We start from the raw sequence: 23,293 nt of genomic DNA on the forward strand, positions 1-23,293 counted from the left end.
GGACATGTCACGAAGTCGTAGGGTGAATCGTTACCTCGGCGTCGTTTCGCGCTGAGGTTGCCTCTCTAACCTCGTGACTTATGAGCTCACGATCGTTCACGCGGATCGCGGTCGCCGGCATCGTCGCGGCCACCGGTCTCGCGTTCGCCGCCGGCCCCGCCTCGGCGCACCCCAAGCCCCCGAAGCCCCCGGTCACGGTTCCCGTCCGGCTCATCTCGATCAACGACTTCCACGGCAACATGGAGCCCCCGACCGGCTCCGGCGGCGCCATCGTCAACGAGAGCGGGGTCTCGGTCCCGGCGGGTGGCGCCGCCTACCTGGCGACCCACCTCAAGTCGCTGGTCAACGACCACTCCACGGTCGTCGCCGCCGGCGACCTGATCGGCGCCTCGCCGCTGATCTCCGCCGCCTACCACGACGAGCCGACCGTCGAACTGCTCGGCAAGCTCGGGCTGAAGGTCTCCTCCGTCGGCAACCACGAGTTCGACGAGGGCATCACCGAGCTCAAGCGCATCCAGAACGGCGGCTGCCACCCCACCGACGGCTGCTCCCCGGCCGGCAGGTGGAAGGGCGCCAAGTACGAGTACCTCGCGGCCAACGTCCTGAAGCAGGCCAACGACCGGTACGCCCTGCCGCCGGTCGCCGTCAAGAAGATCAACGGCGTCAAGGTCGGCTTCATCGGCCTGGTCACCCAGACCACGCCGTCGATCGTCACCGCTTCGGGCATCGCGGGCCTGAAGTTCGACGAGGAGGTCGCCTCCGGCAACCGCGCGGCCGCGCTGCTCAAGCGGGCCGGCGTGAAGGCCATCGTGGCGCTGGTCCACGAGGGCGACTCGATCGCCCCGAACCAGAGCCCGGACTCCTGCCCGGTCACCCCGGGCGCCGGCACCCGCATCGCCCAGGGCCTCAGCGCGGACGTCGACCTGGTGGTCATGGGCCACTCGCACCAGGCGTACATCTGCAAGACCAAGGACCCGGCCGGCAACGACCGCTTCTACACCCAGGGCTCGTCGTTCGGCCGTGTGCTGACCACGATCGACTTCAGTGTGGACAAGAAGACCGGCGACGTCGTGCGCTCCTCCGTGGTCGCCGACAACCACGTCGTCACCCGGGACGTCACCGCCGACCCCGAGATCTCGCAGTTCGTGCAGACCTGGAAGGACCGGGTCTCGACGGTCGCGAACAAGGCGATCGGCGGCATCACCGCCGACCTCACCCGGGCCGCCGGGCCGTCCGGTGAGACCGCGCTCGGCGACGTCATCGCCGACGCCCAGCTCGAGGCGACCAAGACGGGCGGCAACGCCGAGATCGCGCTGATGAACCCGGGCGGCGTGCGCGCCGACCTGACCTATGCCCAGAGCGGGTCCGAGGGCAACGGCGTGGTGACCTACGGCGAGGCGTTCACCGTGCAGCCGTTCAACAACCTCATGCAGGTCGTGACGCTGACCGGGGCCAAGCTGGACGCGCTGCTGGAGCAGCAGTGGCAGAGCGGCGGGGCGACGGTGCGCATCCTGCAGCCGTCGGCGTCCCTGACCTACACGATGAACCTCTCGCAGCCGATCGGCTCGCGGGTGTCGGACATCAAGATCAACGGCACGCCGGTGACGGACACCCAGACGATCAGGGTCGCGGCCAACAACTTCCTGGTCGGCGGCGGTGACGGGTTCTCGGTCTTCAAGGACGGCACCGACCTGTGGAGCGGCCCGCTGGACATCGACGCGTTCGTGGCCTACCTGGGCGCGCACTCGCCGATCGCCCCGCCGGCGCTCAACCGCATCACGGTCGCCGGCTGAGCCTCTGGTGACCGGGCACGTCCCCGCGGGTCCGCCCACGGGGACGTGCCCCTCGGGCGTGAAGAGGCGGAACAGGCGTGACATCCCGCTGATCAGGCGTCGCCCAAGGCCGTCACGCCATCGATCAGGCGCCAGGCCGGTGGACGGCGTGACGAACACGGGCGGCGGCGCGTGCCGGCGCGGGGCCGGCGTCGTCGACGGCCCGTCGCGGGAGCGGCGTCAGTGGTGCGCGGGCGCGGGCTCGCGGTCGTCGGCCTGCTCGCCGCCGCGGTCGGGCACGAAGCGGTAGCCGACGTTGCGGACGGTGCCGATCAGCGACTCGTACTCGGCGCCGAGCTTGGCGCGCAGGCGCCGGACGTGGACGTCCACCGTGCGGGTGCCGCCGAAGTAGTCGTACCCCCAGACCTCCTGCAGCAGTTGGGCGCGGGTGAACACCCGGCCGGGGTGCTGAGCGAGGTACTTCAGGAGCTCGAACTCCTTGAAGGTGAGGTCCAGCGCGCGGCTGCGCAGCCGCGCGGTGTAGGTGGCCTCGTCGATCGACAGGTCGCCGCTGCGGATCTCGTCGGGCACCTCGTCGGTGGCGGCGATCGAGAGCCGGCCGACGGCCAGCCTGAGGCGGGCCTCGACCTCCGCGGGACCGGCCGTGTCGAGCAGGACGTCGTCGGCGCCCCATTCGGCGGTCATCGCGGCCAGGCCGCCCTCGGTGACGATCACCATGAGCGGGCAGTCGATGCCGGTCGTGCGCAGGAGGCGGCACAGGCTCTTGGCGTGCACGAGTTCCCTGCGCGCGTCGACCAGCACGGCGTCGGCGGGCGGGGCGTCGATCAGGGCGGACGCCTCTGCGGGGGCGACCCGCACCGAGTGGAGCAGCAACCCCAGCGCGGGCAGGACCTCCGCTGAGGGTTCCAGAGCGTTCGTGAGCAGGAGCAGGTTACTCACAGCACCTCCTAATCCAGAGGCTGATCGGGGGCCGGGCGGCACGGCTTCGCTCACTCACCGCGTTCGCCTCCTCCCCGCGTTGTAACGGCGGTAGCCGTACAAACACGTAAAGGACCCGGGGGCTACGTCGCCCAGGTCCCGTCAGTACGTGAGGATAGCCCACAGGAAAGGAGCGTCCATAGGGCGGTCCATCTGGTGAACGATCCATCACGCGGGAAATAACCGTAACCATTCCCTCGCGGTGAGTGATCGAAGCATCGGCGGTGCGAAGTGGTGAGCAGGGGAGAGAGCGCTGATGGCACGAGGATTGGTGCGCTACTGGGCCGCGGCGAAGGAGGCCGCCGGGGTGGCGGAGGAGCCGTTCGAGGCGGTAACGCTTGGCGACTTGGTGGTGCAAATCACATCAAAACATGAAAATCCCGACCTAACGCGCGTGCTCGGCCGCTCGTCGTTCCTCGTCGACGGCGCTCCGGCGGGCACCCGCGACCCGCACGTGGTCGAGCTCCCCGACGGCGCGACCGTGGAGGTCCTGCCGCCGTTCGCCGGCGGGTAGCCGCGAGAGCGGCCCCGGGCCGATTCCGGGGTTCGCGCGCGGATGGCCGCCCGGCCGGTCACCCACCGTCACCGACGCCCGCCGACGGCGACCGGCCTCATGCGGCCGAGCTGTGGGGGGCGGGCGGTCGTGGTGGTAGGCCGTTTCGCCGGTGAAGGCGGGGGAATGAGGGCGGCGCGCAGATAGTCTGGTGCAGATTGACCCCGAAGGAGCCGGATGCGCAAGCTGATCGTTTTCCTCATCTTCCTGGGGGTCCTGCTCGCCGTGCTCGACCGTGTCGCGGTCGCCGGCGTCGAGAGCGAGGTGGCCCGCCAGGTGGCGGCGAAGTACGACCTCGCCCAGCCCCCGGCCGTCAAGGTGAACGGCATCCCCTTCCTCACCCAGGCCGTCGCCGGCCGGTACGAGGAGGTCACCGTCTCGATCGGCAAGATGACCCTGCCCGACGGGGCGCGCATCGCGCGCATCGACGCCGTTCTGCACGACGTCCGCGCCCCCCTGATGGACCTCATCCAGAACTCCGCCACCGCGAGCGTGACGGCCGACAAGGTCACCGGCACCGTGGTGATCGCCCGGCAGACCCTGGACGAGCGGGCGCCGCGCGGGCTGCGCGTGGCCGGCAACGGCGACGACAGCCTCCAGGTCACCGGCAAGGTCACCGTCGCGGGCATCGCCATCCCGGTCACGGCCAAGATGAAGATCGAGGTGGTCCAGGGCGGCGTCCGGCTCACCCCGGAGAACGTCAACGGCATCCAGGTGCCGAACGCCAGCCGCCTGCTCAGCTTCACCGTGCCCGTCAAGAACCTGCCGCTCAACCTGAAGATCGAGAAGGTGCGCTCGACGCCCGACGGTCTCGCGGTCGAGGGCACGGCGACGGACGTGCCGTTGCGTGGCTGAACCACAGCGGGCCGCCGTACGTCATGAGGATGTGAGTCCCGCCGGAACCGCCGACGAGCAGCTGATTCGAACGCTTTTCGACGAGCACGCCGGGTCACTCTACGGTTACGTGTTGCGGCTGACGGGCGATCCGGGCAAGGCGGAGGACGTGGTACAGGAGACGCTTTTGCGGGCGTGGAAGCACCCTGACGTGCTGGCCGACCGCCCCGTACGGGCGTGGCTGTTCACCGTCGCCCGCAACCTGGTCGTCGACCACGCGCGCGCCCGCCGGTCCCGGCCGCAGGAGACCGGCGACGAGGCCCTCGCCGTCCTGCCGGCCGACGACGAGCTCGAACGCGCCGTGGAGTCGTGGGGGGTGGCCGACGCCATCGCGACCCTGCGGCCCGAGCACCGCGAGGTGCTGCTGGAGACCTACTACCGCGGGCGGTCGGTCAAGGAGGCCGCCGAGGCGCTGGGCATCCCGCCCGGCACCGTCAAGTCGCGCACGTACTACGCGCTGCGCGCCCTGAAGCTCGCGCTCGAAGAACGGGGGCTCGCGCCATGAGCGCCTGTGAGGACGTGAGGATGTCGCTGGCCGCCCACATGCTGGGCGGGCTGGAGCCGGACGAGGCCGTGCTCGTCGAGGCCCATCTGGTGACATGCCCCGAATGTCGCGCGGAGTTCGACGAGCTGAGCGGGGTCACCGCTATGCTCGCCCGCGTCTCGGAGCAGGACATCGAGCAGGCGGCCAGCCCGCCGCAGGCCGTCCTCGACCGCCTGGTCGCCGCCTCCGCCCGGCGCCGCCGCGCCCACCGGCTGCTGCTCGGCCTGGCCGCGTCGCTGGTCGCGGTCGTCGTCGGCGGCACGGCCTGGGTCGTCGTCGGCCAGCCCCACGAAGGGACCGTGACCGCCGCGAGCGCCCCCAGTGTGAGCCGGCCGGCCCCGGACCCCGCCAGGCGCGGGCAGCAGGACGGCGCCGGTCGCATGTTCGCCGCCACGCCCGTCCCCTCCGCGTCCGGGCAACCCATGCTCAAGGACGCCCCGGCCACCCCCGCCGCCCCGAACACGGAGAGCGCGCGCGTCGGCGTCCCCATGGAGGGCGGCACGGACCAGGTGCACGCGAAGATCCTGATGATCCCCGGGAGCGAGGGGACGACGGTCGAGGTGTCCATCACCGGCGTGCCGGACGGCACCTCCTGCCGGGTCAGCGCCCTCGGGTCCGACGGCACCGTCTCCCCGGCGGGGAGCTGGACGATCGGCCAGGCCGACTACCAGGGCGGGCCGGCCACCTTCACCGGCCACACCGAGCTGACCGTGGACCGCATCCGCGGCTTCGAGATCCGCGAGTCCAGCGGCAGGCGCCTGCTGTCGCTTCCCTAGCCTCCCGCTCGGATGCGGGCCGGTTGAGACCGGGTTTGGGGGCGTCCATTACTCCTGCGGACGGGGCGCCGTCCATCCCGTACGGCCCCCTGAGGTGGGGTGCCGCCCCCTGCCCCGGAGCGCGGCGCCCCGACCGGCGGCACCTCCACCCCCTGCGCCGTCCACCCGCGTCCCCCCTGATCGCAGCGCCGGCCGCACGATCCCGGCACGGGCGGCCGATCGCGGGGAAGGCGGGCCGCTGGGGCGGGAATGGCGCACCGAGGGCCGATGTTGGCACCGTCGATGACAGGTCTGCTGGTGCTGTGCGCGACGCTCGCCGCCGGTCTCATCGTCGGGGTGACGATGCGGCGGCGCGGTGGCGCGGTGCGCGCCGTGAGGAGCGACATGGACGTGGTGGCGGCGGGTGACCTCGGCGCCGAGCTGGGCGAACGCGCCACGCTCGTGCAGTTCTCCAGCGCCTTCTGCCAGCCCTGCCGGGCCACCCGGCGCGTGCTGTCGGAGGTCTGCGGCATGGTGCCCGGGGTGCGGCACGTCGAGATCGACGCCGAGTCCCGGCTGGACCTGGTGCGCCGGTTCGACGTCATGCGCACCCCCACGGTGCTCGTCCTCGATCACGAGGGCAGGGTGGTCAAGAAGGCGTCGGGTCAACCTCGCAAGGTGGACGTGATCGCCGCCCTCGGTTTCACCGCGTCTCATGAAACGGACGCGACGTGACAGATGGCGAGACGGCGAGTACTGTCGTGCACATGACACCCACGACAGAGCTGCTGACGAAGCGGCGCGCGGTTGATTTCTGCCGCGTCGCCACCGCGCTCTGTCGCATGGCCTGAGGGCGATCTCGCGGCCTTCCGCCGCACCGATCTGAACAGTGCCCGATCTTAGCGTCTCCGGCACGATCCTTCAGGAGCGTCTCGCCATGCAGGTGGATCCCAGAAGCACGCGGTTCTCCGCGGCCGTCACGACGGTCGTTCTGGCTCTGGTCCTGCTCACGGGCAACGCGTGGCTGCTGCTGGTCCAGGGCCTGCTGTTCGCTCTCGGTCTGGCCGGGGTGTCGCCGTACGGGCTGATCTTCAGACGGTTGGTGCGGCCGAGGCTCGGTCCGCCGGCGGAGATGGAAGATGCCGCCCCGCCCCGCTTCGCGCAAGGGGTCGGGCTGGTCTTCGCGCTCGCCGCGCTGGCCGGGTTCGCCGCGCAGGTCCCGGCGCTCGCGCTCGGCGCGACCGCCGCGGCGCTGCTCGCCGCCTTCCTCAACGCCGCCTTCGGCTTCTGTCTGGGCTGCGAAATGTACTTGATCATCCGCCGTCTAATGCCCGCCGCAACCCGATAAACGGGAGGTTCCCTAATGAGCCGCTCCGCCGTACTGGTGGACGCCGACTGGGTCGAGGCCAACCTCGACACTCCTGGCGTCGTGCTCGTCGAAGTCGACGAGGACGCCAGCGCCTATGACAAGGGCCACATCCGTGGCGCCGTGAAGATCGACTGGAAGAACGACCTGCAGGACCCGGTCCGCCGCGACTTCGTGGACCGTGAGGGCTTCCAGGCCCTTCTGTCGGCTCGGGGCATCGGCAACGACGACACCGTGGTCCTCTACGGTGGCAACAACAACTGGTTCGCCGCGTACGCGTACTGGTACTTCAAGCTCTACGGTCACCAGAACGTCCGCCTGCTCGACGGCGGCCGCAAGAAGTGGGAGCTGGACTCCCGCGAGCTGGTCAAGGACGTGCCCGCGCGTCCCGCGACGCAGTACACCGCCCAGGACCAGGACCTCACGCTGCGCGCCTTCCGCGACGACGTCGTCGCCGCGATCGGCAAGCTCAACCTGGTCGACGTGCGCTCGCCCGACGAGTTCACCGGCAAGCTCCTGGCTCCGGCCCACCTGCCCCAGGAGGCCGCGCAGCGAGGTGGCCACATCCCGACCGCGCGCAACATCCCGTGGTCCAAGGCGGCCAACGACGACGGCACCTTCCGCTCCGACGACGAGCTGCGCACGCTCTACGGCGAGGCCGGCGTCGACTTCGACAAGGACACCATCGCCTACTGCCGCATCGGTGAGCGCTCCGCGCACACCTGGTTCGTGCTGCACGAGATCCTCGGGCAGCCGAACGTGAAGAACTACGACGGTTCGTGGACCGAGTACGGCTCGCTCGTGGGCGTGCCGATCGAGCTAGGGGAGGCCCGATGACCACCGTCCAGGGGTGCGCCGCACCCGAACAGACCATCGCGCTGCCGGCGGGCATCGACCTGTCGACGCAGGCCGTCATCCAGGGTGTGGTCACCGGCACGGGCACCGCGTACGCCCGCCTGCTGGACCACTCCGGCGAGTTCACCGGTGAGGTGGTCGTGTCCGACGAGGGCGTCTTCCGCTTCTTCGCCGCTCCCGGCTCCTGGACCGTCCGCATCATCGCGGGCGGCGGCGTCACCAAGGACATCGCGGTGGAGGCCCGCCTCGGCGAGGTCTCCCAGCTCCAGGTCACCGTCTGACACTCGCGCTCCGCGCATCCAGGGCCGGCGTTCCCCGCGAGGGGGCGCCGGCCCTCGCGCGTTCCAGGGGTGTGCGCCGGGTGTGTGCGGGGCGTCGGCGCCGCGGCGGGCTTCGTGGGGTCGCCGGGCGGGTCCTCCCGGGGCATGGCGCTGGCGGTGAAACGCGCGATGCCGCTGCGGCGAATGGGGCCGCGTCGATAGGATGCACCGGATGTCCGAATCCATCCGTACTCCGTCGGTCTGGTCCCTCCCGCTGCACGCGCTGCGGCTGGCGGGGCGGTGCGTTCTGCCGCTGGTCATGTGGTACTCGGCCGGGCAGCTCGTGCGGTTCGGGCTGATGGTCGGCGGCACCGAGCTGGGCCACGGCTCGATGAAGGACCTGCGCTACGCGCTGACCATGCTGGTGTTCATCATCATGGTCATGGCGGGCCTGGTGGTCAGCGTGGGCATGTTCGCCTCACTGCGGGGCGCGCTGTGGGAGATGCGGGCCAGGCGAGCCGACGGGGATCAGGACGAGGGGTTCGTCTCGACCTTGAGCAGGGTGATCATTCCGTTCGTCGCGCTGTACCTGGCGTGGGGATGGCAACTGGACGACGTCCGCGACTACCTATCCATGGACATCCTGCGCCAGAGCGACGACAAGGGGGCCCTGGGCGCCTTCTACGACCTGGCGACCGGGGAGCAGCCGGACACCGCGCGGATCTTGATCGGCCTGAACTTCACCGCCACGCTGGTGATCATGGCCGTGGCCTTCCTCGCCCGTTACTTCTTCACCCTCTGGTACGAGCGCGACCAGGCCCGCACGGCGGCGCTCGCCGTGGCCTTCTGCGAGCTGTCCTTCTTCTACTACGGCGCGCAGGTCGTCGCCTCCCGGGGCGAGGTGGTGGGCGGCTGGCTGGGCAGCCGGGTGGCCGCGTCCTGGGTGGGGGACCTTTTCGACGGGTTGCAGGTGCACATTCCGGGCCTGGCCGCGCTCGGTGAACTCCTGGACACCGTCAAGCCGTACGCGTGGGACGCGCTGGTGCTGCCCGCCGCGTGGCTGACGGTCGCGATCCTGATGTACGGCGCCTACGCCGAGGACGCCCGCGGCGTGATCAGGGGCACCCGGCTGGAGGGCGTGGCCACCCAGGCGGGCACCATGCTCACCGCGCGCACGCACTCGCTGACCCGCCGCACCCTGCTGCGCTTCTTCGGCCGGTGGGCCGACTGGGTGCCGCTGATGAACACCGTCCGCCTGGCGATCCGCGGCGGCGCGCCGTTGTTCGGGTACTTCGCCCTGTGCTTCGTCGGGCTGCGCGTGGGGGCGGACTACGCCTCGCGCGGCATCGTGTACCTGCTCGGCAGCGACCACCCGATGCTCTACCTGAACGTGCTGCTCGTGCCGGTGGACTTCGTCGTCGACCTGGTGGTCACCGTTCTGACGATCTGCCTGCTGGCCGCGACGTTCGACATCGCCGCCGGTGCCGAGCGTCGCCGCCGGGCCGTCGCCGGCGTCAGCGGGCGAAGCGCAGAGCGGGCCCCCACTCCCGCTCTCCAACATACGAGTTAGGCCACAGCAGCAGCTCGACCTGGCCCGCCACGTCCTTCGGCACCGAGCTGATCAGGGTGAAGCGGCCGGGCACGCCCGGGGTCAGCCGCTCGGGAGCCTTCCACGACAGCGCCATCCAGGTGCGGCCCGCCGCGTCTCCCATGTAGTAGTACGGCGGCGTGGTGGTGAAGTGGGTGCCGTCCTGGTTCAGCGCGGTGCCTTCGAGGTCGATCTGCAGCATGATGGTGCCGGGCGCGAGGTTGTCCGGCTGCTGCGCCATGGGCGCGATCTTGAGCAGCCGCCAGCGGGCGTCGGCCAGGTCGGCCGCCTGGCCGGAGGCGACGTGGCGCACCTGGGCCGCGGGGTTGTCCCGCTCGAACCGGGTCAGCTCGTCGTATCCCTTGACGCCGAGGAGCGCGGCCGTGAGCGCGACGGCGCCGAGAAGCTGCAGGCCGATCTTGACCGGCTTAGGTATCCGGCGGCGGGCCGAGGGCGCGGCCGCGGAGGCGGCGCGATCGGCGGGTGGCGGCGCGGTGGGCGCGGGCGGCGCGGCCGACGGAGAGGACGAGAGGGACATCGGGGGCGCGGCGGCCGGGGCGGACGCGGCGGACGCGGCGCGCTCCGCCGGGGCCTCGCCACGGAACGGCGACGCGGCGGGGCCGGGAGGCGGCGACGCGGCGGGGACCGGGGGCGGCGGCGGCCAGGTCCGGCGGCCGGGAGCCTGCCCGTCCTGCACGGCCGGCATCGGAACCGTCGAGGACCCGCGCGGCTCCTCCTGCTCCGGCGCGGGCGGGGGCCAGACCCGGGCGTCGGGCCGGGGCAGGCGCGGGGCGGGGGTGAACCACGACGGCTCGGCGGCGGGCGGCCGCCACACGCCGGTGTCGTTGGGATTCTGGCTCATATGCCGCTCACCTCGTAGCCGTCCTTGGCGGCGCTCATCGCCTCGCGGGCCTTCGCCTCGTCTAGGCCGAGGTCCATGGAGACCTCGGGGATGTACTGGTCGCCGTACAGGGAGTTGACCGGCTCGGACACCACCACGCGGGCGCCGGCGACCTCGTCGGGCGGGATCTCGAAGAAGCACAGCCCCGAGCGCCACCATCCCGGCTGGATCCACTTGGCGGTGATCGTCGCGTTCTCGTCCACCTTGTCGGTGGCCGCGAAGCGCAGACCGCCCGCCGTGACCAGGTGGGGGACCAGCTTGGTCGGCCGGCGCGGCGAGGTGGCGCCGACCTTGACGACCAGGAAGATCTGGTCGGTCGTCGCCTCGTCGGTGCTGTAGGCCTTCTTCACCCGGATCGAACGGGCGAACTCGATGCGTTCCAGCCGGGCGGAGAAGTGGTCGGTCCGCAGTTCCTCGCGCATGCCGCCCGACACGGTGAGCGGGGCGGTCTTGTCGTTGACGGTCATCACGAAGGTCTGCGCGTACACCGCGCCGATCGCCAGGGCGACACCGGCCACGGCGGAGACGATCCTGCGCCAGGCGGGCCGTCGCGGAGGCGGCGGCTGCGCGGGGGACGGCGACGCCGACGCCGGATGGGGTACGAAATCGGACGAGACGGCCATCACGAGGTCTCCACTCGGACCGGCAGATCGACCTGGGCCGCCACCACGGGCGGAATGCGGGTCTTCGGCTCCGCCAGGCCGAGCCGCGGGGCGTCCGTGCCGGACGGCGAGGGGGCCGGCGTCGCGCTCGCCGCGGGCGACGGCGTCACCGCGGTGTCCTGGAAGATCTGCGACCACGCGCGCTGCCGGCTGAAGAAGTCCTCGTGCAGCTCGAAGGCGCCCAGGTCGATGCTCAGCCTCTTGGGCACGGGCCGGCCCGGCTCCAGCTCGAACGACATGATCACGGTCGTGGGCACGCCCGGATGCAGTTGCGCGTATGAGTGCCCCTGGGAGATGGACCTGATGTAGGGGCCGAGGTCGCCGGGCTTCGGCTTGATCGTGGTCGAGTCGGCGCGCACGGTGGGAAGCGCGTGGTCCATCTCCTGCGCCTGGATGGTGCGGTCGGTCTCGTTGGTGACCTTGAGGACGATCTGGAGGTAGCGCTTGCCGGGGACGCCCATCTCGAACTTGCCGCCCGAGCGCACCACGGCGTCCTGGACGACCGTGAGCATTTTCCCCTGGTCGAATTCTGCGCCCTTGCCCAGCTTCTCGACGGAGGTGTCAGGCGCCTGCGCCAGCCCGCCGAGAGCGGCGCTCACTCCCGCGGTCGCGGCCGCCAGGACGGCGACGGCCGGGATGAGCACCGGCCGTCTGCGTCGGGCGCCGCGAGGAGGGGTGGACGTCATGGCACAGGATGGTAGTCGCTACGTGATCCCCATCCGTCTCGTTAGTCTCATAGATACACACCAGACACCTGTAGAGGGCCACATAAGCCGCAAATCCCCGGAGGGTGACCGGGCCGCCACCCCACGCGTTCGGCGGGGCCGGGCGACACGCGGCTCCGGCACGCCGTTCTGACACCGCATTGTGGCGATGCCCTGCGAGGGTTGTGGCGCCGTGGATACCATGCCCAGGATGTCCGATTCGTTGACCTTGGGGGCTGGGTCACGGCCCGTGTCCGACGCCGTCCGCTGGTGGCGGCGCTCGCCGTACGGGCTGCCACTGCACGCGCTGGCGCTGTGGGCGCGGTGCCTGGTGCCGATGACGCTGTGGTTCGGCGCCGGCGAGCTGGGCCGGTTCGGCCTGCTGGTGGCGGGGTCGGAGTTCTCCCACGGCTCCCACCGCGAGTGGCGCCTGGCCGGCACCATGTTCCTGTTCGTCGTCATGGTCATGCTCGGCATGATCGTGACCGTCGGCATGCTGCACACCGTCCGCGGGGCGCTGACCGAGACCGCCGCCAGGCGAGCCGAGGGGCAGGCGGACGAGCCGCTGTTCACCGCGCTCGGCCGGGCGATCATCGCCTACGTCGCCATCTACCTCGCCTGGGGGTGGCAGGCCGCCGACTGGCGCCAGTTCGCCGACGCGGACATGGAGCGTTACGCCAAGCAGTACGACGATTTCGTGGCCGCGGAGCTCTCGGGCGCCTTCGGCACGACCGGCGGCGCCCAACCGGCGAAGCCCGTGCCGCCCGACGCCGGCACCAACCTCCTGCTCGACATCAAGATCGCACTGATCTTCGCCTGCGTGGCGATCGTGGTGCGTTACGTCCTGGCGGCCCTGCACGAGCGCCGGGGCGGGTCGCGGCTCGCCTTCGGCGTCGCCTTCTCCGAGCTGGCCTACACCTTCTACGGAGCGGCCCTGGTGGTGGCGCTGGTCGGCGAGCGGTCGCAGTGGCTGGGCCGGCGCGTCGTGGTGTCCTGGTGGAACGAGCACTGGGCCGCGCTGGAGCGGGCGGTGCCCGGCTGGCGCGCCACGATGGAGTGGCTCGCCGGAATCCGCCCGGACCTCGGCGGCGCGATCCTCACCCCCCTCATCCTGCTGACCCTGGCCGTCCTGGTGTACGGCGCGTACGCGGAGAGCGGGCGGGAGGCGGTCAGGGGCACCCCGCTGGAGGAGGCCGTCACCCGCGCGGGACGGCGCGCCCACCGCATCACCCGGCGCGGCGCCGGCCTGGTCGCCGTGCGAGCCGGGCTGGACCGGTGGCCGCCCGTGCTGCACGCGCTGCGCCTCACACTGCGGGGCGGCGCGCCGCTGTTCACGCTCATGTGCCTGTGCTACGTGCTGCTCGCCGTGGCCATGGACTACGCCGAACGCGGCGCGTACTACCTGATCGGCACGGCACACCGGCAGCTCGACTGGGAGGTCTACCAGATCCCGGTGCACTTCGCCCGCGGGCTGGTCTTCACCACGCTGACGCTGTGCCTGTTCGCCGCCACCTTCGACATCGCGGCGACCCGTCAGCGGGCGAAGCGCAGCGCCTCGGTGTCGTAGTTCAGCACGAACTCGGCGGTGTCGCGCAGCCGTTCGGGCACGACCGCCACCACCTTCATGCGCACAGGCCGCCCGACCTTGAGATCGTCGCGGATCAGCGTCTGCTCGGCCTGGGCGAGCCACCTGTGCCCGGCCCGGTCGCGCATGCTGAAGTCCGGCGGGAAGGACTTCTGGATCTCCGCGGCCGAGGTGGGCGTCACCAGCACGTCCGCCACCAGGGACGCCGTGCCCGCGTCCTGGCCGGAGGCCGGAGGGCCGGAGGTCACGCTGACCTGCCAGCTCACGCCGTGCAGGGTGGCCTCTTGGCCGTGCCCCACCTCCTTGGCGGTCTCGGGCCTGTACCGTTCGGCCACCCACGCCGACTTGTCCCACCACTGCGCGCCCACGGTGGCCGCGGCCAGCGCCGCCGCCGCGACGAGCAGGCCGGCGCCCCGCGCCGCCCGGACGAGCCGGCCGCGCTCCCGGCGGGCGGAACGTGTGCTGCCGCGAGGGACCGCCGCCGTCTCCGGCGCGGCCTCCGGCGCGCCGGCCGCGGGGATGACCGGCGCGGTGTCCACCGGCCCGGTGGTGGTCCCCGAGTAGCCGAGTGCCGAGGCGGGTACGGCGCCCGCCGTGCTCGGCCTTGATGCCGGTGTGGCGCCGGCCGTGCTCGGCCCTGCACCTGGCGTGGCGAAAGCCGCGTTCGGCCCCGCTCCTGGCGTGGCGCCCGCCGTGCTCAGCCCTACGCCTGGCGTGCTCAGCCCTGCGTTCGCCGTGCTCAGCCCTACGCCTGGCGTGCCCGGCGCCGCCGCCGGTGTGGCGTCCGCGGTGCCCGGTCCCGCTCCTGGCGCGGCCCCGGCCGGATTAGGGGTGCTCCCGCCCGGATGCGGCGCTTCGCCTGGACGCGGCTTCTTGCCCGGATGCGGCGCCTTCCCCGGCGTGCGGCGCGGGAGCGGCGACGGAGTTGGGTCGTCCGGCGAGACCACCGGGATCGGGAAGGTGGTGGGGAACGCCTCCCACGAGCCGGTCGAGGTGACCGCGCTCTCTCCCGGCGGCGGGCTGTTGCGCGGGTTCGGCGCGAAGGCGTCGAACGGCTCCTCCTCCGGCTCGGGCTCCGGGCCGCGCCCGCGGGGCCGGCTCACAGCCGCGCCATCAGTCGCACCGATTCGGCCATCTCGGAGATCAGGCGCCGCGTCGCGGCATCGTCGGCGGTGAGGGACAGGGAGACCTCCGGGAGGAGCTGGTCGTACCGGCCGGGGTAGATGTCGTCGTTGATGCCGTTGGAGGAGGGCGCGGTGACCATGATGGACGCCCCGGGCAGCGCCTCCTTCGGCACCTCGAAGACGTAGTCGAGCTCGGACCACCAGCCGTGCTGGATGGGATGGTCGGCGCGCCGGTAGATGCCGTAGACCCGGTCGCTGACGGCGTAGTCCAGCCCGTCGCGGGTGTGCAGCCAGGCCTCCTTCAGCCACAGCGGGTCGCCGGCGGAGGTGGCCTGGACCGTGGCGACCACGAACACGTCGCCGGTGCCCACGTGCCCGGTCTCCTTGATCACCTGCGCCCCGGTCTCCGGATCGTTCGACGGGGTGGCCAGCCTGATCGTCCGGGTGACGGCGACGCGTTCCAGCCGCATGCCGAACCGCCCGTTCGCGGCCACCGCGCCGGCGGCCGCGTGCGTGGTCAGCGGGGCGTCCAGGTCGTCCTTGTCCATGACGTACGTGTGCGCGTACACCGCCCCGGCGGCGATGGCCAGCGCGACCGTCCCGTTGGCCAGGCGCCGCCCCGCCCGCCGGGCGCGCGACGCGGCGGGGGCCGGTTCGGCGGCGCGGCGCCCGGTCCGGTGGTCGGTGCCGTCCGGGAGCGGCGCGACGGCCGGCCGGACCATCACGCCTCCTCGCGCACGGGGATGGTGACCCGCGCGGCGACCACGGGCTTGAGATCGTCGCCGGTCACCAGCTGGGTCCGGTGGCGTCCGGTGAAGGCGTCCTCGTGGTTCTCATAGCGGCCGAGCTCGACGGTCAGCGAGCCGGGGAAGGCGGGGGGCCGCTCGTCGGCGCCGACGTTCGAGTGGAACCGCATGACCACCAGAGAGGTCCGCTTCGGGGGAAGTGTCCTTCCGGGCAGCCCCTCGCCGGGGATCGAGTCGCCGAACCGCCACTTACCGACGTCCCGGCCGCCCTGGGGGCTTTTCAACGGGTCGCCCTCGGGCGGCGCGATCAGCAGCAGCGACTCGTCGAGGGCCTCCAGCGGCACGCTGTTGCGGGCGTTGTTGTAGACCCGCAGGCTGAGCTCCAGGACCCGCTCCTTCGGTGCGCCGGGATCGTCCGAGCCGGTGGGCGCCGACCGCACGACCGCGTTCTCGATCTTCGTGCGGAACAGGTGCTGGTCGACCTCCTCGCCCGCCCCGCGCTGCGGGGGCTGCTCGGCGGGGGCCTCGCGCAGCCCGCCGAGGGCCGCGGTGGCGCCGAGGCCGGCGGCGGCGAGCAGGACCACGGCCGGCACCAGGATCGGGCGTCGACGACGGCGGCCGCGACGAACGGGGGACGACGTCATGCCACACGATCGTAATCGCTCCCTCTGTCCCGTCCGCCTCGTTCGTCCCAATGTGTAGGGGCAGAGGGCAGATATCTGGTCCGAATGGCGAGAACCGTGCCCGAATGCGGGGCCCACCTCTTACGCTGTCACAGTCGGAGAGCGGACCACGAGAGCGCCGGCGAGCTTTCCGGCAGGCACGACCCTTGATCAGGTGGAGGTCCGGTGGCGGACGTGCACCCCGAGCATGCGCAGCTGCAGGCTGACCGGATCTACCTCGGCTGGCAGTACGCGATGCTGTTCCCCGACCCCGGCCCGCCTCCCAGGCGCCCCTCGCCGGCCGAGGCCCCCGCCGAGCCCGCCGCCGTCGACCCCACCTGGGTCCGCAGGGAACGCCTCCAGGAAGACCTGCTCAACCGCCCCGTGAAGATCGTCGGTGTCTTCATGTCGCTGCTGGCGGTGCTCATCCTCGCCCTCGGCCTCACCGAGATCATGGGCTGGCCGTTCGTCGTCATCGGGCTGGTAGCCACCGGCGGCATCGCCGCCATCTGCGGGTACGCCGTCCACCAGGGCGAGCGCGCCCTGCGCTCACGCATCCGCGAGCAGGAGACGCGGGCGGGCAAGCAGCGCGAGCAGCGCGAACACGAGTTGTTCCTGGCCCAGGAGGAGCACGCCGCCCGCTACCGCGAGTGGGCCGCCAAGAAGGAGCAGTACGACAGGCAGCTCACCTGGTACGCCGTCGCCGTGCCCGACGAGATCGACCGCATCGACGTGGCCGGCGGCACCCTGCCCGGCTGGTCGGCGCTGATCACCCTGCTCGGCGCCACCCGCCTCTACAGCGGCGGCCACCTCACCGTGCTCGACCTGTCCGAGGGCGCCATCGCCAAGGACCTCATCGAGCTGGCCAGGCGCGGCGGCGACGACCCGCTGGTGTGGGTGCTGCCCACCGACCTGCCGCGGCTCGACCTCGGCGCCACGCTGCCGCCCGAGGCCTTCGCCGACGTGCTCGCCCACGTCGTCAGCGTCAGCGAGGAGCACCGCACCACCCGCGACCTGAGCTTCGACAACGCGATCCTCGAACGGGTGCTGGAGGTGCTGGGCGAGAACGCCACGATCAACCAGGTCACCGCCGCGCTGCGCGCCCTGGCCCAGGTGGGCGACCCGCGCGACGACCTGCGGTTCGGCCTGCTCACCGCCACCCAGCTCGAACGCATCGGCACCCTGTTCGGCCGCGGCGTCACCGACCGGGTGGTCATCGAGCGCGCCTGGGCCCTTGAGTCCCAGCTCCGCAAGCTCGAGACGCTCGGCTCCGAGGCGGTGCGGCTGCCGCCGGCGCGCCTGCGCGTGGTCTCCATGGACCGCCAGGCCGGCGTGTTCGGCAACCGCGTGCTCGGCACCTACGTCGCCACGGCGCTGACCCACATCCTGCGCCAGTCCCCGGCCTCCGAGCGGCCCTGGTACCACACGATCATCGTCGCGGGCGCGGACAAGCTGCGCGGGGACGTGCTCGACCGGCTGATGGACGCCTGCGAGACCTCGCAGACCGGACTGGTGCTCACCTACCGCGCGCTCACCCCGACGGTCAGGGAGCGCCTGGGCCGCGGCCACGCCGCCGTCGCGTTCATGCGGCTCGGCAACGCCGAGGACGCCCGCGTGGCCAGCGAGCACATGGGCACCGAGCACCGTCTGGAGCTGGCGCAGCTCACCGAGACCATCGGCACCAGCGTGGACGGCCTGAACGGCTCCTACACCTCGACGGTCGGCGACGGGGCCGGCCGGGCCGGGCCCGAGGAGGAGGACAAGGCCGAGGGGGACCTCAAGGAGGGCATCACCGAGTCCACCGAGTGGGGCCGCAGGGCCAGCAAGGCGATGGGGGAGGAGCGCGTGCTGCACCGCAGCCGCGAGTTCCTGGTCGAGCCGCACCAGCTCCAGCAGCTCCCCACCACCTCGGTGATCGTCACCCACGCGACGGCCGAGGGACGCCAGGTGCGGCTCGCCGACGCCAACCCGGCCATCCTCACCTTCCCCAAGACCACTCTGGGCGAGTTCGAGGAGGTCCGGCGGGTCATGCTCACCCCCGCAGAACCCGAAGGCGAGCCCGAACCCGACCCGTTCCCGCCCAACCTCGGCCCCCCGCCGGAGCGGCTCGACTGGCGGAGAGGCCAGTGATCCGCGCCCGGACGGGAGGAGAAGGCATTGAAGAGGTAATCCCCTGGCAAACGCCGGTGGCGATAAGGATCCGAGCTTGATATGCAGGCAAGCGTGTCCTCCGCAGCGCCTAGCGCGCCGTTCCCGCTGAGTGGTCCGTGGTATCGCATCCAGGCGATCACCGCCCCCTCGCGTAGCTCGTCGGCAGAGTGGGACTTCGTCACCGTCCTGCCCGCCGTGCTGTCCGCCGCCCAGCGCAACCGGCCGTTCGTCATCGGCTGGCTGTCGCGCGGGTCGGGCGCGCCGCTCGAACTGATCACCAACGCCGGGCCGCTCACCCCGCCGCGCCCGCCGCGCCGCGCGTCCAGCGCCACCGTGGAGGAGCCGCCGCACGGCCCCCAGCCGCTGCTGTTCCCCGGCGGCGCGCGGGGCGTCGAGATCGGCGACGACTGGCTCGCCGACCTGGCCGACCTCGCCTGGACGCCCTGCCCCGGCCGCCAGGCGCCGCCGCTCAACGGCCGCAGGGAGCCCGGCCCCGACGACCTGCTGCGTCCCACCCTGTTCGAGTCCACGCTGGTCACGCTCATGTCGCGCCCCTTCGCCTGGCTGGTGGTGGCCGAGCCCACCGACCTGCTCGACGCCGAGGTGGCCCACCTGCGCACCCAGCTCAACGTGCTGCGCCAGTACGGCGACGCCTCCGAGCGCAGCCGGTTCGACGCCGAGCGCGCCGAGCGGCGCATGCAGGAGCTGGACGCCTTCCGCGAGGCCGGGCTGTGGAACGTCCGCGTGCTGGCCGGGGCGGCGGGCCCGGACGAGCTGCGCCAGATCGCCCCGGTGCTCGTCGGGTCGGTCGAGATGAGCCACCACCCCTACCGGCTGCGCAGCGCCCTGTCGCTGCCCATCCTGGCCGGGTTCGGCCGCTCCACCTCCGGTGAGCCGCTGTACGGGTTCGCCGAGGCGCTCGGGGTCACTCTGCAGGACCCGGCCGACGGCGCGGCGGCGCCGTTCGCCGCCACCGCCGGGGCGCTGGCCGCGCTGGCCGGGCTGCCCCGCCGCGAGGTGCCGGGCGTGCGCGTGCTGGACGCCGGGTTCTTCGACGTCACCAGCGAGGCCGACGTGCGCAACACCGGCGAGCCGGTGCTCGACCTGGGCGCCATCATCGACGGCCAGGACCGCGCGGTGGGCTCGTTCCGGGTGCCGCTCGCCACGCTCAACCGGCACGCCTTCGTCACCGGGGCCACCGGCTCGGGCAAGTCGCAGACCGTCCGCCACCTGCTGGAGCAGCTCACCGAGGCCGGCATCCCGTGGCTGGCCATCGAGCCCGCCAAGTCCGAGTACGCGGCCATGGCGGGCCGGGTCGAGCGCCTGTCCCCGCTGACCGTGATCAACCCCTCGGCGCCCGACAACGTGCCGTTCAGCGTCAACCCGCTGGCCCCCGAGCCCGGCTATCCGGTGCAGGCGCACATCGACATGGTCCGCGCGCTGTTCATGGCGGCCTTCGACGCCGAGGAGCCCTTCCCGCAGATCATGTCGCTGGCCTTGCAGCGGGTCTACGAGGCCAACGGCTGGGACGTCGTCACCGGCGGCGGCATCCCCGGCGCCGCGGTCCAGCCGGCCGTGCCGACGCTGGAGCAGTTACAGGCGCAGGCGCTCGAGGTCATCCAGGAGATCGGGTACGGCAAGGAGGTGCAGGCCGACGTCGAGGGCTTCATCAGCCTGCGGCTGCGCAGCCTGCGCGTCGGCTCCGCCGGCCGGTTCTTCGAGGGCGGCCACCCGGCCGACATCGGCGGCCTGCTGCAGCGCAACGTCGTGTTCGCGATCGAGGACGTCGCCAACGACGAGGACAAGGCGTTCCTCATGGGCACGTTGATCATCCGCATCGTCGAGCACCTGCGCATGCGCGCCCGCCAGGAGAAGTCCAAGGGGCTCCAGCACGTCATCGTGATCGAGGAGGCGCACCGGCTGCTGCGCGACCGCGGCTCCCAGCGCGCCAGCACCCACGCCGTCGAGCTGCTCGCCGGCATGCTCGCTGAGATCCGCGCCTACGGCGAGGGCATCGTGGTGGCCGAGCAGATCCCCACCAAGCTCATCGCCGACGTGGTCAAGAACACCGCGCTCAAGGTCGTGCACCGCCTGCCCGCCGAGGACGACCGCCGGCTGGTCGGCGCCGCGATCAACCTCAGCGAGGAGCAGTCGCGGCAGGTCGTCTCGCTCCAGCCCGGCATCGCCGCCGTCTTCGCCGACGGCATGGACCGCCCGCTGCGCATCCAGGTGCCGCTCGGCGAGGACCGCGAGCGCACCGTGCTCGGCCCCATCCCGCCGATCCGCGGCCGCCGCTCGGCCGCCTGCGGGCGCGAGTGCACCAGCGGCAAGGCGTGCACCCTGTTCGAGCTGCGCGAGGCCGACCTGCTCGCCGACGCCCCCGAATGGGCGTGGCTGCGCATCTGGACCGACACGGTGGTGCTCGCCTTCTGCACCAACCGGTCGCTGCCGGGCGTGCCGCGCGTCCTTCGCGAGATCTGGGCCGAGCTGCCGCCCCGGCGCCGCGAATGCCTGCTCGCGACGCTCGTCGAGCGCGCGGTGGCCCGGCGGGCCTGGTCGCTGCGCACCTTCTACGACCCGACGCTGCTCACGGTCAAGGCCGCCGAGGTGGCGGCCGGCCTGCTGGACCCCTCCCAGGATACCAAGCCCTCGGCCGGCGAGCGGCCGGGCGCGGCGTGGGTGATCCCGCAGGTGCGCTGGGTGCACGAGGTCGACCGGCTCTTCCCCTACGGCCGCCCGGCGCCCGACCTGCGCAGCCCCGCGCCCGCGATGGAGTACGCCCTGTTCGGCACCGACCCCACCGGCCGCCCGTACCCGCACCTCGGGGTGAACGGGGCGGCGGGGGCGGAGGCCATGGCCCGCGCCGAACTGCTCGGCCACCGCGCCAAGGCGCTGCGCCACCACCCGCTGTCCATGGAGATGGACCGCAACCGGGCGCTGGCCTGGCGGGTGCTGCTCGGCGACGACGAGCACGAGGGCGTCGGGCGCGACTTCGCCACCGTGGCCATCGGCGTCGAGCCCCGCGACCGGCTGCGGCACGTCGCCCAGACGATGGGCGCGGCCTGGCTGGAGACGGTCCTGTCCTGGCCGCGGCGCTTCGTCCTGCCGTTCGAGGGCGGCGCCGAGAACCGGGCCGAGCTGTCCTTCATGGACTGACCGGCGGCCCGCTCGAGAGGGGCGCTTTGGGTGCTCGTGAGGGACTCTTCGCGCGGGCGGCACTAGGATCTCGGGCATGACCCAGCTACCGCTGCGGGCTCAGCTCGCGAGTGCCCTCGGGCGTACGGCAGCGACCCTCTCCCGGGTCACCGGACGCGGCGACGGATCGGTGATCGGCGGGCGCGTCGGGCTGATCCTCGAGCCTGACCTGCTGCGCAAGCTGGCCGCCGACCGCAAGCTCGTGCTGGTCAGCGCCACCAACGGCAAGACCACCACCACCCGTCTGATCACCTCCGAGCTCCAGGAGCTCGGCGAGGTGGCCACCAACGCCTTCGGCGCGAACATGCCCGCCGGCCACGTGTCGGCGCTGTCGCAGTCCAAGCAGGCGCCGTTCGCCGTGCTGGAGGTCGACGAGAAGTACCTCCCCGAGGTGCTCGACACGACCGGCGCGAGCGTCGTCTGCCTGATGAACCTCAGCCGCGACCAGATGGACCGCGCGGCCGAGATCTGGCTGCTGGCCCAGAAATGGCGGCGCGCCCTGGCCGGGCAGGACGTCCACGTGGTCGCCAACTGCGACGACCCGCTGGTCACCTGGGGCGCCTCCACGGCCGCCCGGGTCACCTGGGTGTCGTGCGGGCAGCCCTGGAAGGAGGACTCCTGGTGCTGCCCCGAGTGCGGCGGCCCCCTCGACCGCAAGGGCGACGACTGGGCCTGCCGCGAGTGCACCTTCCGCCGCCCCGAGCCGGCGTGGGTGCTCGACGACGACGCGGTGATCGACCCGCGCCGGCAGCGCTGGGTGCTCGACCTGAGCCTGCCCGGCCGGGCCAACCGCGCCAACGCCGCCATCGCCCTGGCCGTCGCCGAACTGTTCGGCATGCCCGTCCAGCAGGCCCTGCCGCGGCTGCGCGAGGTGACCTCGGTCGCCGGGCGCTACACCATGGTCGAGCGCGACGGCCGCGCGATGCGGCTGCTGCTCGCCAAGAACCCCGCCGGGTGGCTGGAGGCCTTCGAGGTCTCCGACCCGGCCCTGCCGATCATCCTGTCGGTGAACGCCCAGGGCCCCGACGGCCGCGACACCTCGTGGCTGTGGGACGTCGACTACCGCATCCTCAGCGGCCGCCCGGTCTACGTGACCGGCGAACGCCGCCTGGACCTGGCGCTGCGCCTGGACGTCGCCGGGGTGCCCTTCCAGCTCTGCGAGAGCTTCGCCGAGGCCGTCACCCGGCAGGCGCCGGGCAGGGTGGACGTGATCGCTAACTACACAGCCTTCCAGCAGATCCGAGCGGAGTTCGGCCGTGCCCTCTGACAGCGCCCTGCGCATCGTGTGGATCTACCCCGACCTGCTGAGCACCTACGGCGACCAGGGCAACGTCCTGATCCTGGAGCAGCGGGCCCGCAAGCGGGGCATCCCCGTCGAGACCGTCTACGTCCGCTCCGCCGACCCGGTGCCCGACTCGGGGGACATCTACCTGATCGGCGGCGGGGAGGACCGTCCGCAGATCCTGGCCGCCGAGCGGCTGCGCCGCGACGGCGGCCTGCCCCGGGCGGTCGACCGGGGCGCGTCGCTGCTGGCGGTCTGCGCCGGCTACCAGATCATGGGGTCGGTGTTCGGCGGCGAGGAGGGCCAGCCGGTGGCGGGCATCGGGCTGCTGGACATCGAGAGCGCCCGCGGGCCGGCCCGCGCGGTGGGCGAGCTGGCGGCCGAGGTGGACACCGGCCTCGGCGGTCACATGCTGACCGGCTTCGAGAACCACATGGGCGTCACGCGCCTCGGCCCGGGCGTGCGTCCCCTGTCGCGCACGGTGGTCGGCACGGGCAACGGCGACGGCACCGAGGGCTGCCACGCGGGCAAGATCGTGGGCACCTATCTGCACGGCCCGGCGCTCGCGCGCAACCCCTGGCTGGCCGATGTGTTCCTGAGCTGGGCGGCCGGGCCGCTGGCGCCGATCGACGACGCCTGGTACGACCGCCTGCGCGACGAGCGACTCCGGGCCGTCCTGCCCCGTTAGCGCGCCG

At 72.4% G+C, this 23,293-nt stretch carries 23 protein-coding genes; 16 read left to right on the plus strand and 7 right to left on the minus strand.

Annotated elements, in window-relative coordinates; translation table 11 throughout:
* Positions 1 to 80 precede the first annotated feature (80 nt).
* Positions 81 to 1,793, plus strand: coding sequence for a bifunctional metallophosphatase/5'-nucleotidase (locus ABZU32_RS14785; RefSeq protein ID WP_354852258.1), 1,713 nt, complete (start codon positions 81 to 83; stop codon positions 1,791 to 1,793).
* A gap of 219 nt (positions 1,794 to 2,012) precedes the next feature.
* Here ABZU32_RS14785 and ABZU32_RS14790 read toward each other — a convergent pair whose 3' ends face one another.
* Positions 2,013 to 2,732 carry a response regulator transcription factor gene (locus ABZU32_RS14790; RefSeq protein WP_354852260.1) on the minus strand — a complete coding sequence of 240 codons (720 nt, stop codon included), beginning with the start codon at positions 2,730 to 2,732 and terminating at the stop codon, positions 2,013 to 2,015.
* 295 nt (positions 2,733 to 3,027) lie between these two features.
* Between ABZU32_RS14790 and ABZU32_RS14795 the strand changes: the two genes are divergently transcribed.
* From ABZU32_RS14795 to ABZU32_RS14840, 10 genes are all read left to right on the plus strand, one after another.
* Positions 3,028 to 3,285 carry a MoaD/ThiS family protein gene (locus tag ABZU32_RS14795; RefSeq protein ID WP_354852262.1) on the plus strand — a complete coding sequence of 86 codons (258 nt, stop codon included), beginning with the start codon at positions 3,028 to 3,030 and terminating at the stop codon, positions 3,283 to 3,285.
* A 216-nt stretch (positions 3,286 to 3,501) separates the two neighbouring features.
* Positions 3,502 to 4,179: a DUF2993 domain-containing protein gene (locus tag ABZU32_RS14800; protein ID WP_354922067.1), complete on the plus strand. Its 678-nt coding sequence runs from the start codon at positions 3,502 to 3,504 to the stop codon at positions 4,177 to 4,179.
* A 31-nt stretch (positions 4,180 to 4,210) separates the two neighbouring features.
* Positions 4,211 to 4,723 carry a sigma-70 family RNA polymerase sigma factor gene (locus ABZU32_RS14805; protein ID WP_354852265.1) on the plus strand — a complete coding sequence of 171 codons (513 nt, stop codon included), beginning with the start codon at positions 4,211 to 4,213 and terminating at the stop codon, positions 4,721 to 4,723.
* On the plus strand, positions 4,720 to 5,538 hold the full coding sequence (locus tag ABZU32_RS14810) for a zf-HC2 domain-containing protein (protein ID WP_354922070.1): 819 nt from the start codon (positions 4,720 to 4,722) through the stop codon (positions 5,536 to 5,538). Before ABZU32_RS14805 ends, ABZU32_RS14810 begins: the two co-directional genes overlap by 4 nt.
* 384 nt (positions 5,539 to 5,922) lie before the next feature.
* The gene (locus ABZU32_RS14815; protein ID WP_354852414.1) at positions 5,923 to 6,252 is read left to right on the plus strand and encodes a thioredoxin family protein; all 330 of its coding nucleotides are present in this window, start codon (positions 5,923 to 5,925) and stop codon (positions 6,250 to 6,252) included.
* 32 nt (positions 6,253 to 6,284) lie between these two features.
* Positions 6,285 to 6,368, plus strand: coding sequence for a putative leader peptide (locus ABZU32_RS14820; protein ID WP_352231756.1), 84 nt, complete (start codon positions 6,285 to 6,287; stop codon positions 6,366 to 6,368).
* A gap of 86 nt (positions 6,369 to 6,454) precedes the next feature.
* The gene (locus ABZU32_RS14825) at positions 6,455 to 6,865 is read left to right on the plus strand and encodes a DUF4395 domain-containing protein (protein WP_354852268.1); all 411 of its coding nucleotides are present in this window, start codon (positions 6,455 to 6,457) and stop codon (positions 6,863 to 6,865) included.
* A 15-nt stretch (positions 6,866 to 6,880) separates the two neighbouring features.
* Complete coding sequence (locus tag ABZU32_RS14830; RefSeq protein ID WP_354852270.1) at positions 6,881 to 7,720, plus strand: sulfurtransferase; 840 nt, start codon at positions 6,881 to 6,883, stop codon at positions 7,718 to 7,720.
* Positions 7,717 to 8,019, plus strand: coding sequence for a DUF1416 domain-containing protein (locus ABZU32_RS14835; RefSeq protein WP_354852272.1), 303 nt, complete (start codon positions 7,717 to 7,719; stop codon positions 8,017 to 8,019). The genes ABZU32_RS14830 and ABZU32_RS14835 overlap by 4 nt, the downstream gene beginning before the upstream one ends.
* A 211-nt stretch (positions 8,020 to 8,230) precedes the next feature.
* Entirely contained in the window at positions 8,231 to 9,568 is a 1,338-nt protein-coding gene (locus ABZU32_RS14840; protein WP_354922073.1) for a hypothetical protein, read from the plus strand.
* Here the strand turns inward: ABZU32_RS14840 and ABZU32_RS14845 are convergent.
* From ABZU32_RS14845 to ABZU32_RS14855, 3 genes are all read right to left on the minus strand, one after another.
* Positions 9,513 to 10,448, minus strand: a complete 936-nt coding sequence (locus tag ABZU32_RS14845) for a hypothetical protein (RefSeq protein WP_354922076.1) — start codon at positions 10,446 to 10,448, stop codon at positions 9,513 to 9,515. The genes ABZU32_RS14840 and ABZU32_RS14845 overlap by 56 nt on opposite strands.
* Positions 10,445 to 11,005, minus strand: a complete 561-nt coding sequence (locus ABZU32_RS14850) for a hypothetical protein (RefSeq protein ID WP_354922078.1) — start codon at positions 11,003 to 11,005, stop codon at positions 10,445 to 10,447. The genes ABZU32_RS14845 and ABZU32_RS14850 overlap by 4 nt, the downstream gene beginning before the upstream one ends.
* Before the next feature lie 104 nt (positions 11,006 to 11,109).
* Positions 11,110 to 11,835, minus strand: coding sequence for a hypothetical protein (locus ABZU32_RS14855; protein WP_354922081.1), 726 nt, complete (start codon positions 11,833 to 11,835; stop codon positions 11,110 to 11,112).
* 229 nt (positions 11,836 to 12,064) lie between these two features.
* On the opposite strand from ABZU32_RS14855, the gene ABZU32_RS14860 reads away from it, so the two are divergent.
* Complete coding sequence (locus ABZU32_RS14860) at positions 12,065 to 13,420, plus strand: hypothetical protein (RefSeq protein ID WP_354922084.1); 1,356 nt, start codon at positions 12,065 to 12,067, stop codon at positions 13,418 to 13,420.
* Here the strand turns inward: ABZU32_RS14860 and ABZU32_RS14865 are convergent.
* The 3 genes from ABZU32_RS14865 to ABZU32_RS14875 are packed head-to-tail and all read right to left on the minus strand — an operon-like array spanning position 13,387 to position 15,952.
* Positions 13,387 to 14,541 carry a hypothetical protein gene (locus tag ABZU32_RS14865; protein WP_354922087.1) on the minus strand — a complete coding sequence of 385 codons (1,155 nt, stop codon included), beginning with the start codon at positions 14,539 to 14,541 and terminating at the stop codon, positions 13,387 to 13,389. The two genes, ABZU32_RS14860 and ABZU32_RS14865, sit on opposite strands and share 34 nt — an antisense overlap.
* Positions 14,538 to 15,284 (minus strand): hypothetical protein, encoded by a 747-nt coding sequence (locus ABZU32_RS14870; protein ID WP_354922090.1) that lies wholly within the window; start codon positions 15,282 to 15,284, stop codon positions 14,538 to 14,540. The genes ABZU32_RS14865 and ABZU32_RS14870 overlap by 4 nt, the downstream gene beginning before the upstream one ends.
* The gene (locus tag ABZU32_RS14875) at positions 15,284 to 15,952 is read right to left on the minus strand and encodes a hypothetical protein (protein ID WP_354922093.1); all 669 of its coding nucleotides are present in this window, start codon (positions 15,950 to 15,952) and stop codon (positions 15,284 to 15,286) included. Before ABZU32_RS14875 ends, ABZU32_RS14870 begins: the two co-directional genes overlap by 1 nt.
* A 204-nt stretch (positions 15,953 to 16,156) precedes the next feature.
* On the opposite strand from ABZU32_RS14875, the gene ABZU32_RS14880 reads away from it, so the two are divergent.
* From ABZU32_RS14880 to ABZU32_RS14895, 4 genes are all read left to right on the plus strand, one after another.
* Positions 16,157 to 18,100: a hypothetical protein gene (locus tag ABZU32_RS14880; RefSeq protein ID WP_354922096.1), complete on the plus strand. Its 1,944-nt coding sequence runs from the start codon at positions 16,157 to 16,159 to the stop codon at positions 18,098 to 18,100.
* Between the two features lie 93 nt (positions 18,101 to 18,193).
* Positions 18,194 to 21,277 (plus strand): ATP-binding protein, encoded by a 3,084-nt coding sequence (locus ABZU32_RS14885; RefSeq protein ID WP_354922099.1) that lies wholly within the window; start codon positions 18,194 to 18,196, stop codon positions 21,275 to 21,277.
* A 76-nt stretch (positions 21,278 to 21,353) separates the two neighbouring features.
* Positions 21,354 to 22,583 (plus strand): MurT ligase domain-containing protein, encoded by a 1,230-nt coding sequence (locus ABZU32_RS14890; protein WP_354852291.1) that lies wholly within the window; start codon positions 21,354 to 21,356, stop codon positions 22,581 to 22,583.
* Positions 22,573 to 23,286 carry a glutamine amidotransferase gene (locus ABZU32_RS14895; protein WP_354852292.1) on the plus strand — a complete coding sequence of 238 codons (714 nt, stop codon included), beginning with the start codon at positions 22,573 to 22,575 and terminating at the stop codon, positions 23,284 to 23,286. The genes ABZU32_RS14890 and ABZU32_RS14895 overlap by 11 nt, the downstream gene beginning before the upstream one ends.
* The last annotated feature ends 7 nt before the right edge of the window (positions 23,287 to 23,293 follow it).

The organism is Sphaerisporangium sp. NPDC005288, assembly GCF_040607475.1.
Classification (GTDB): domain Bacteria; phylum Actinomycetota; class Actinomycetes; order Streptosporangiales; family Streptosporangiaceae; genus Sphaerisporangium; species Sphaerisporangium rhizosphaerae.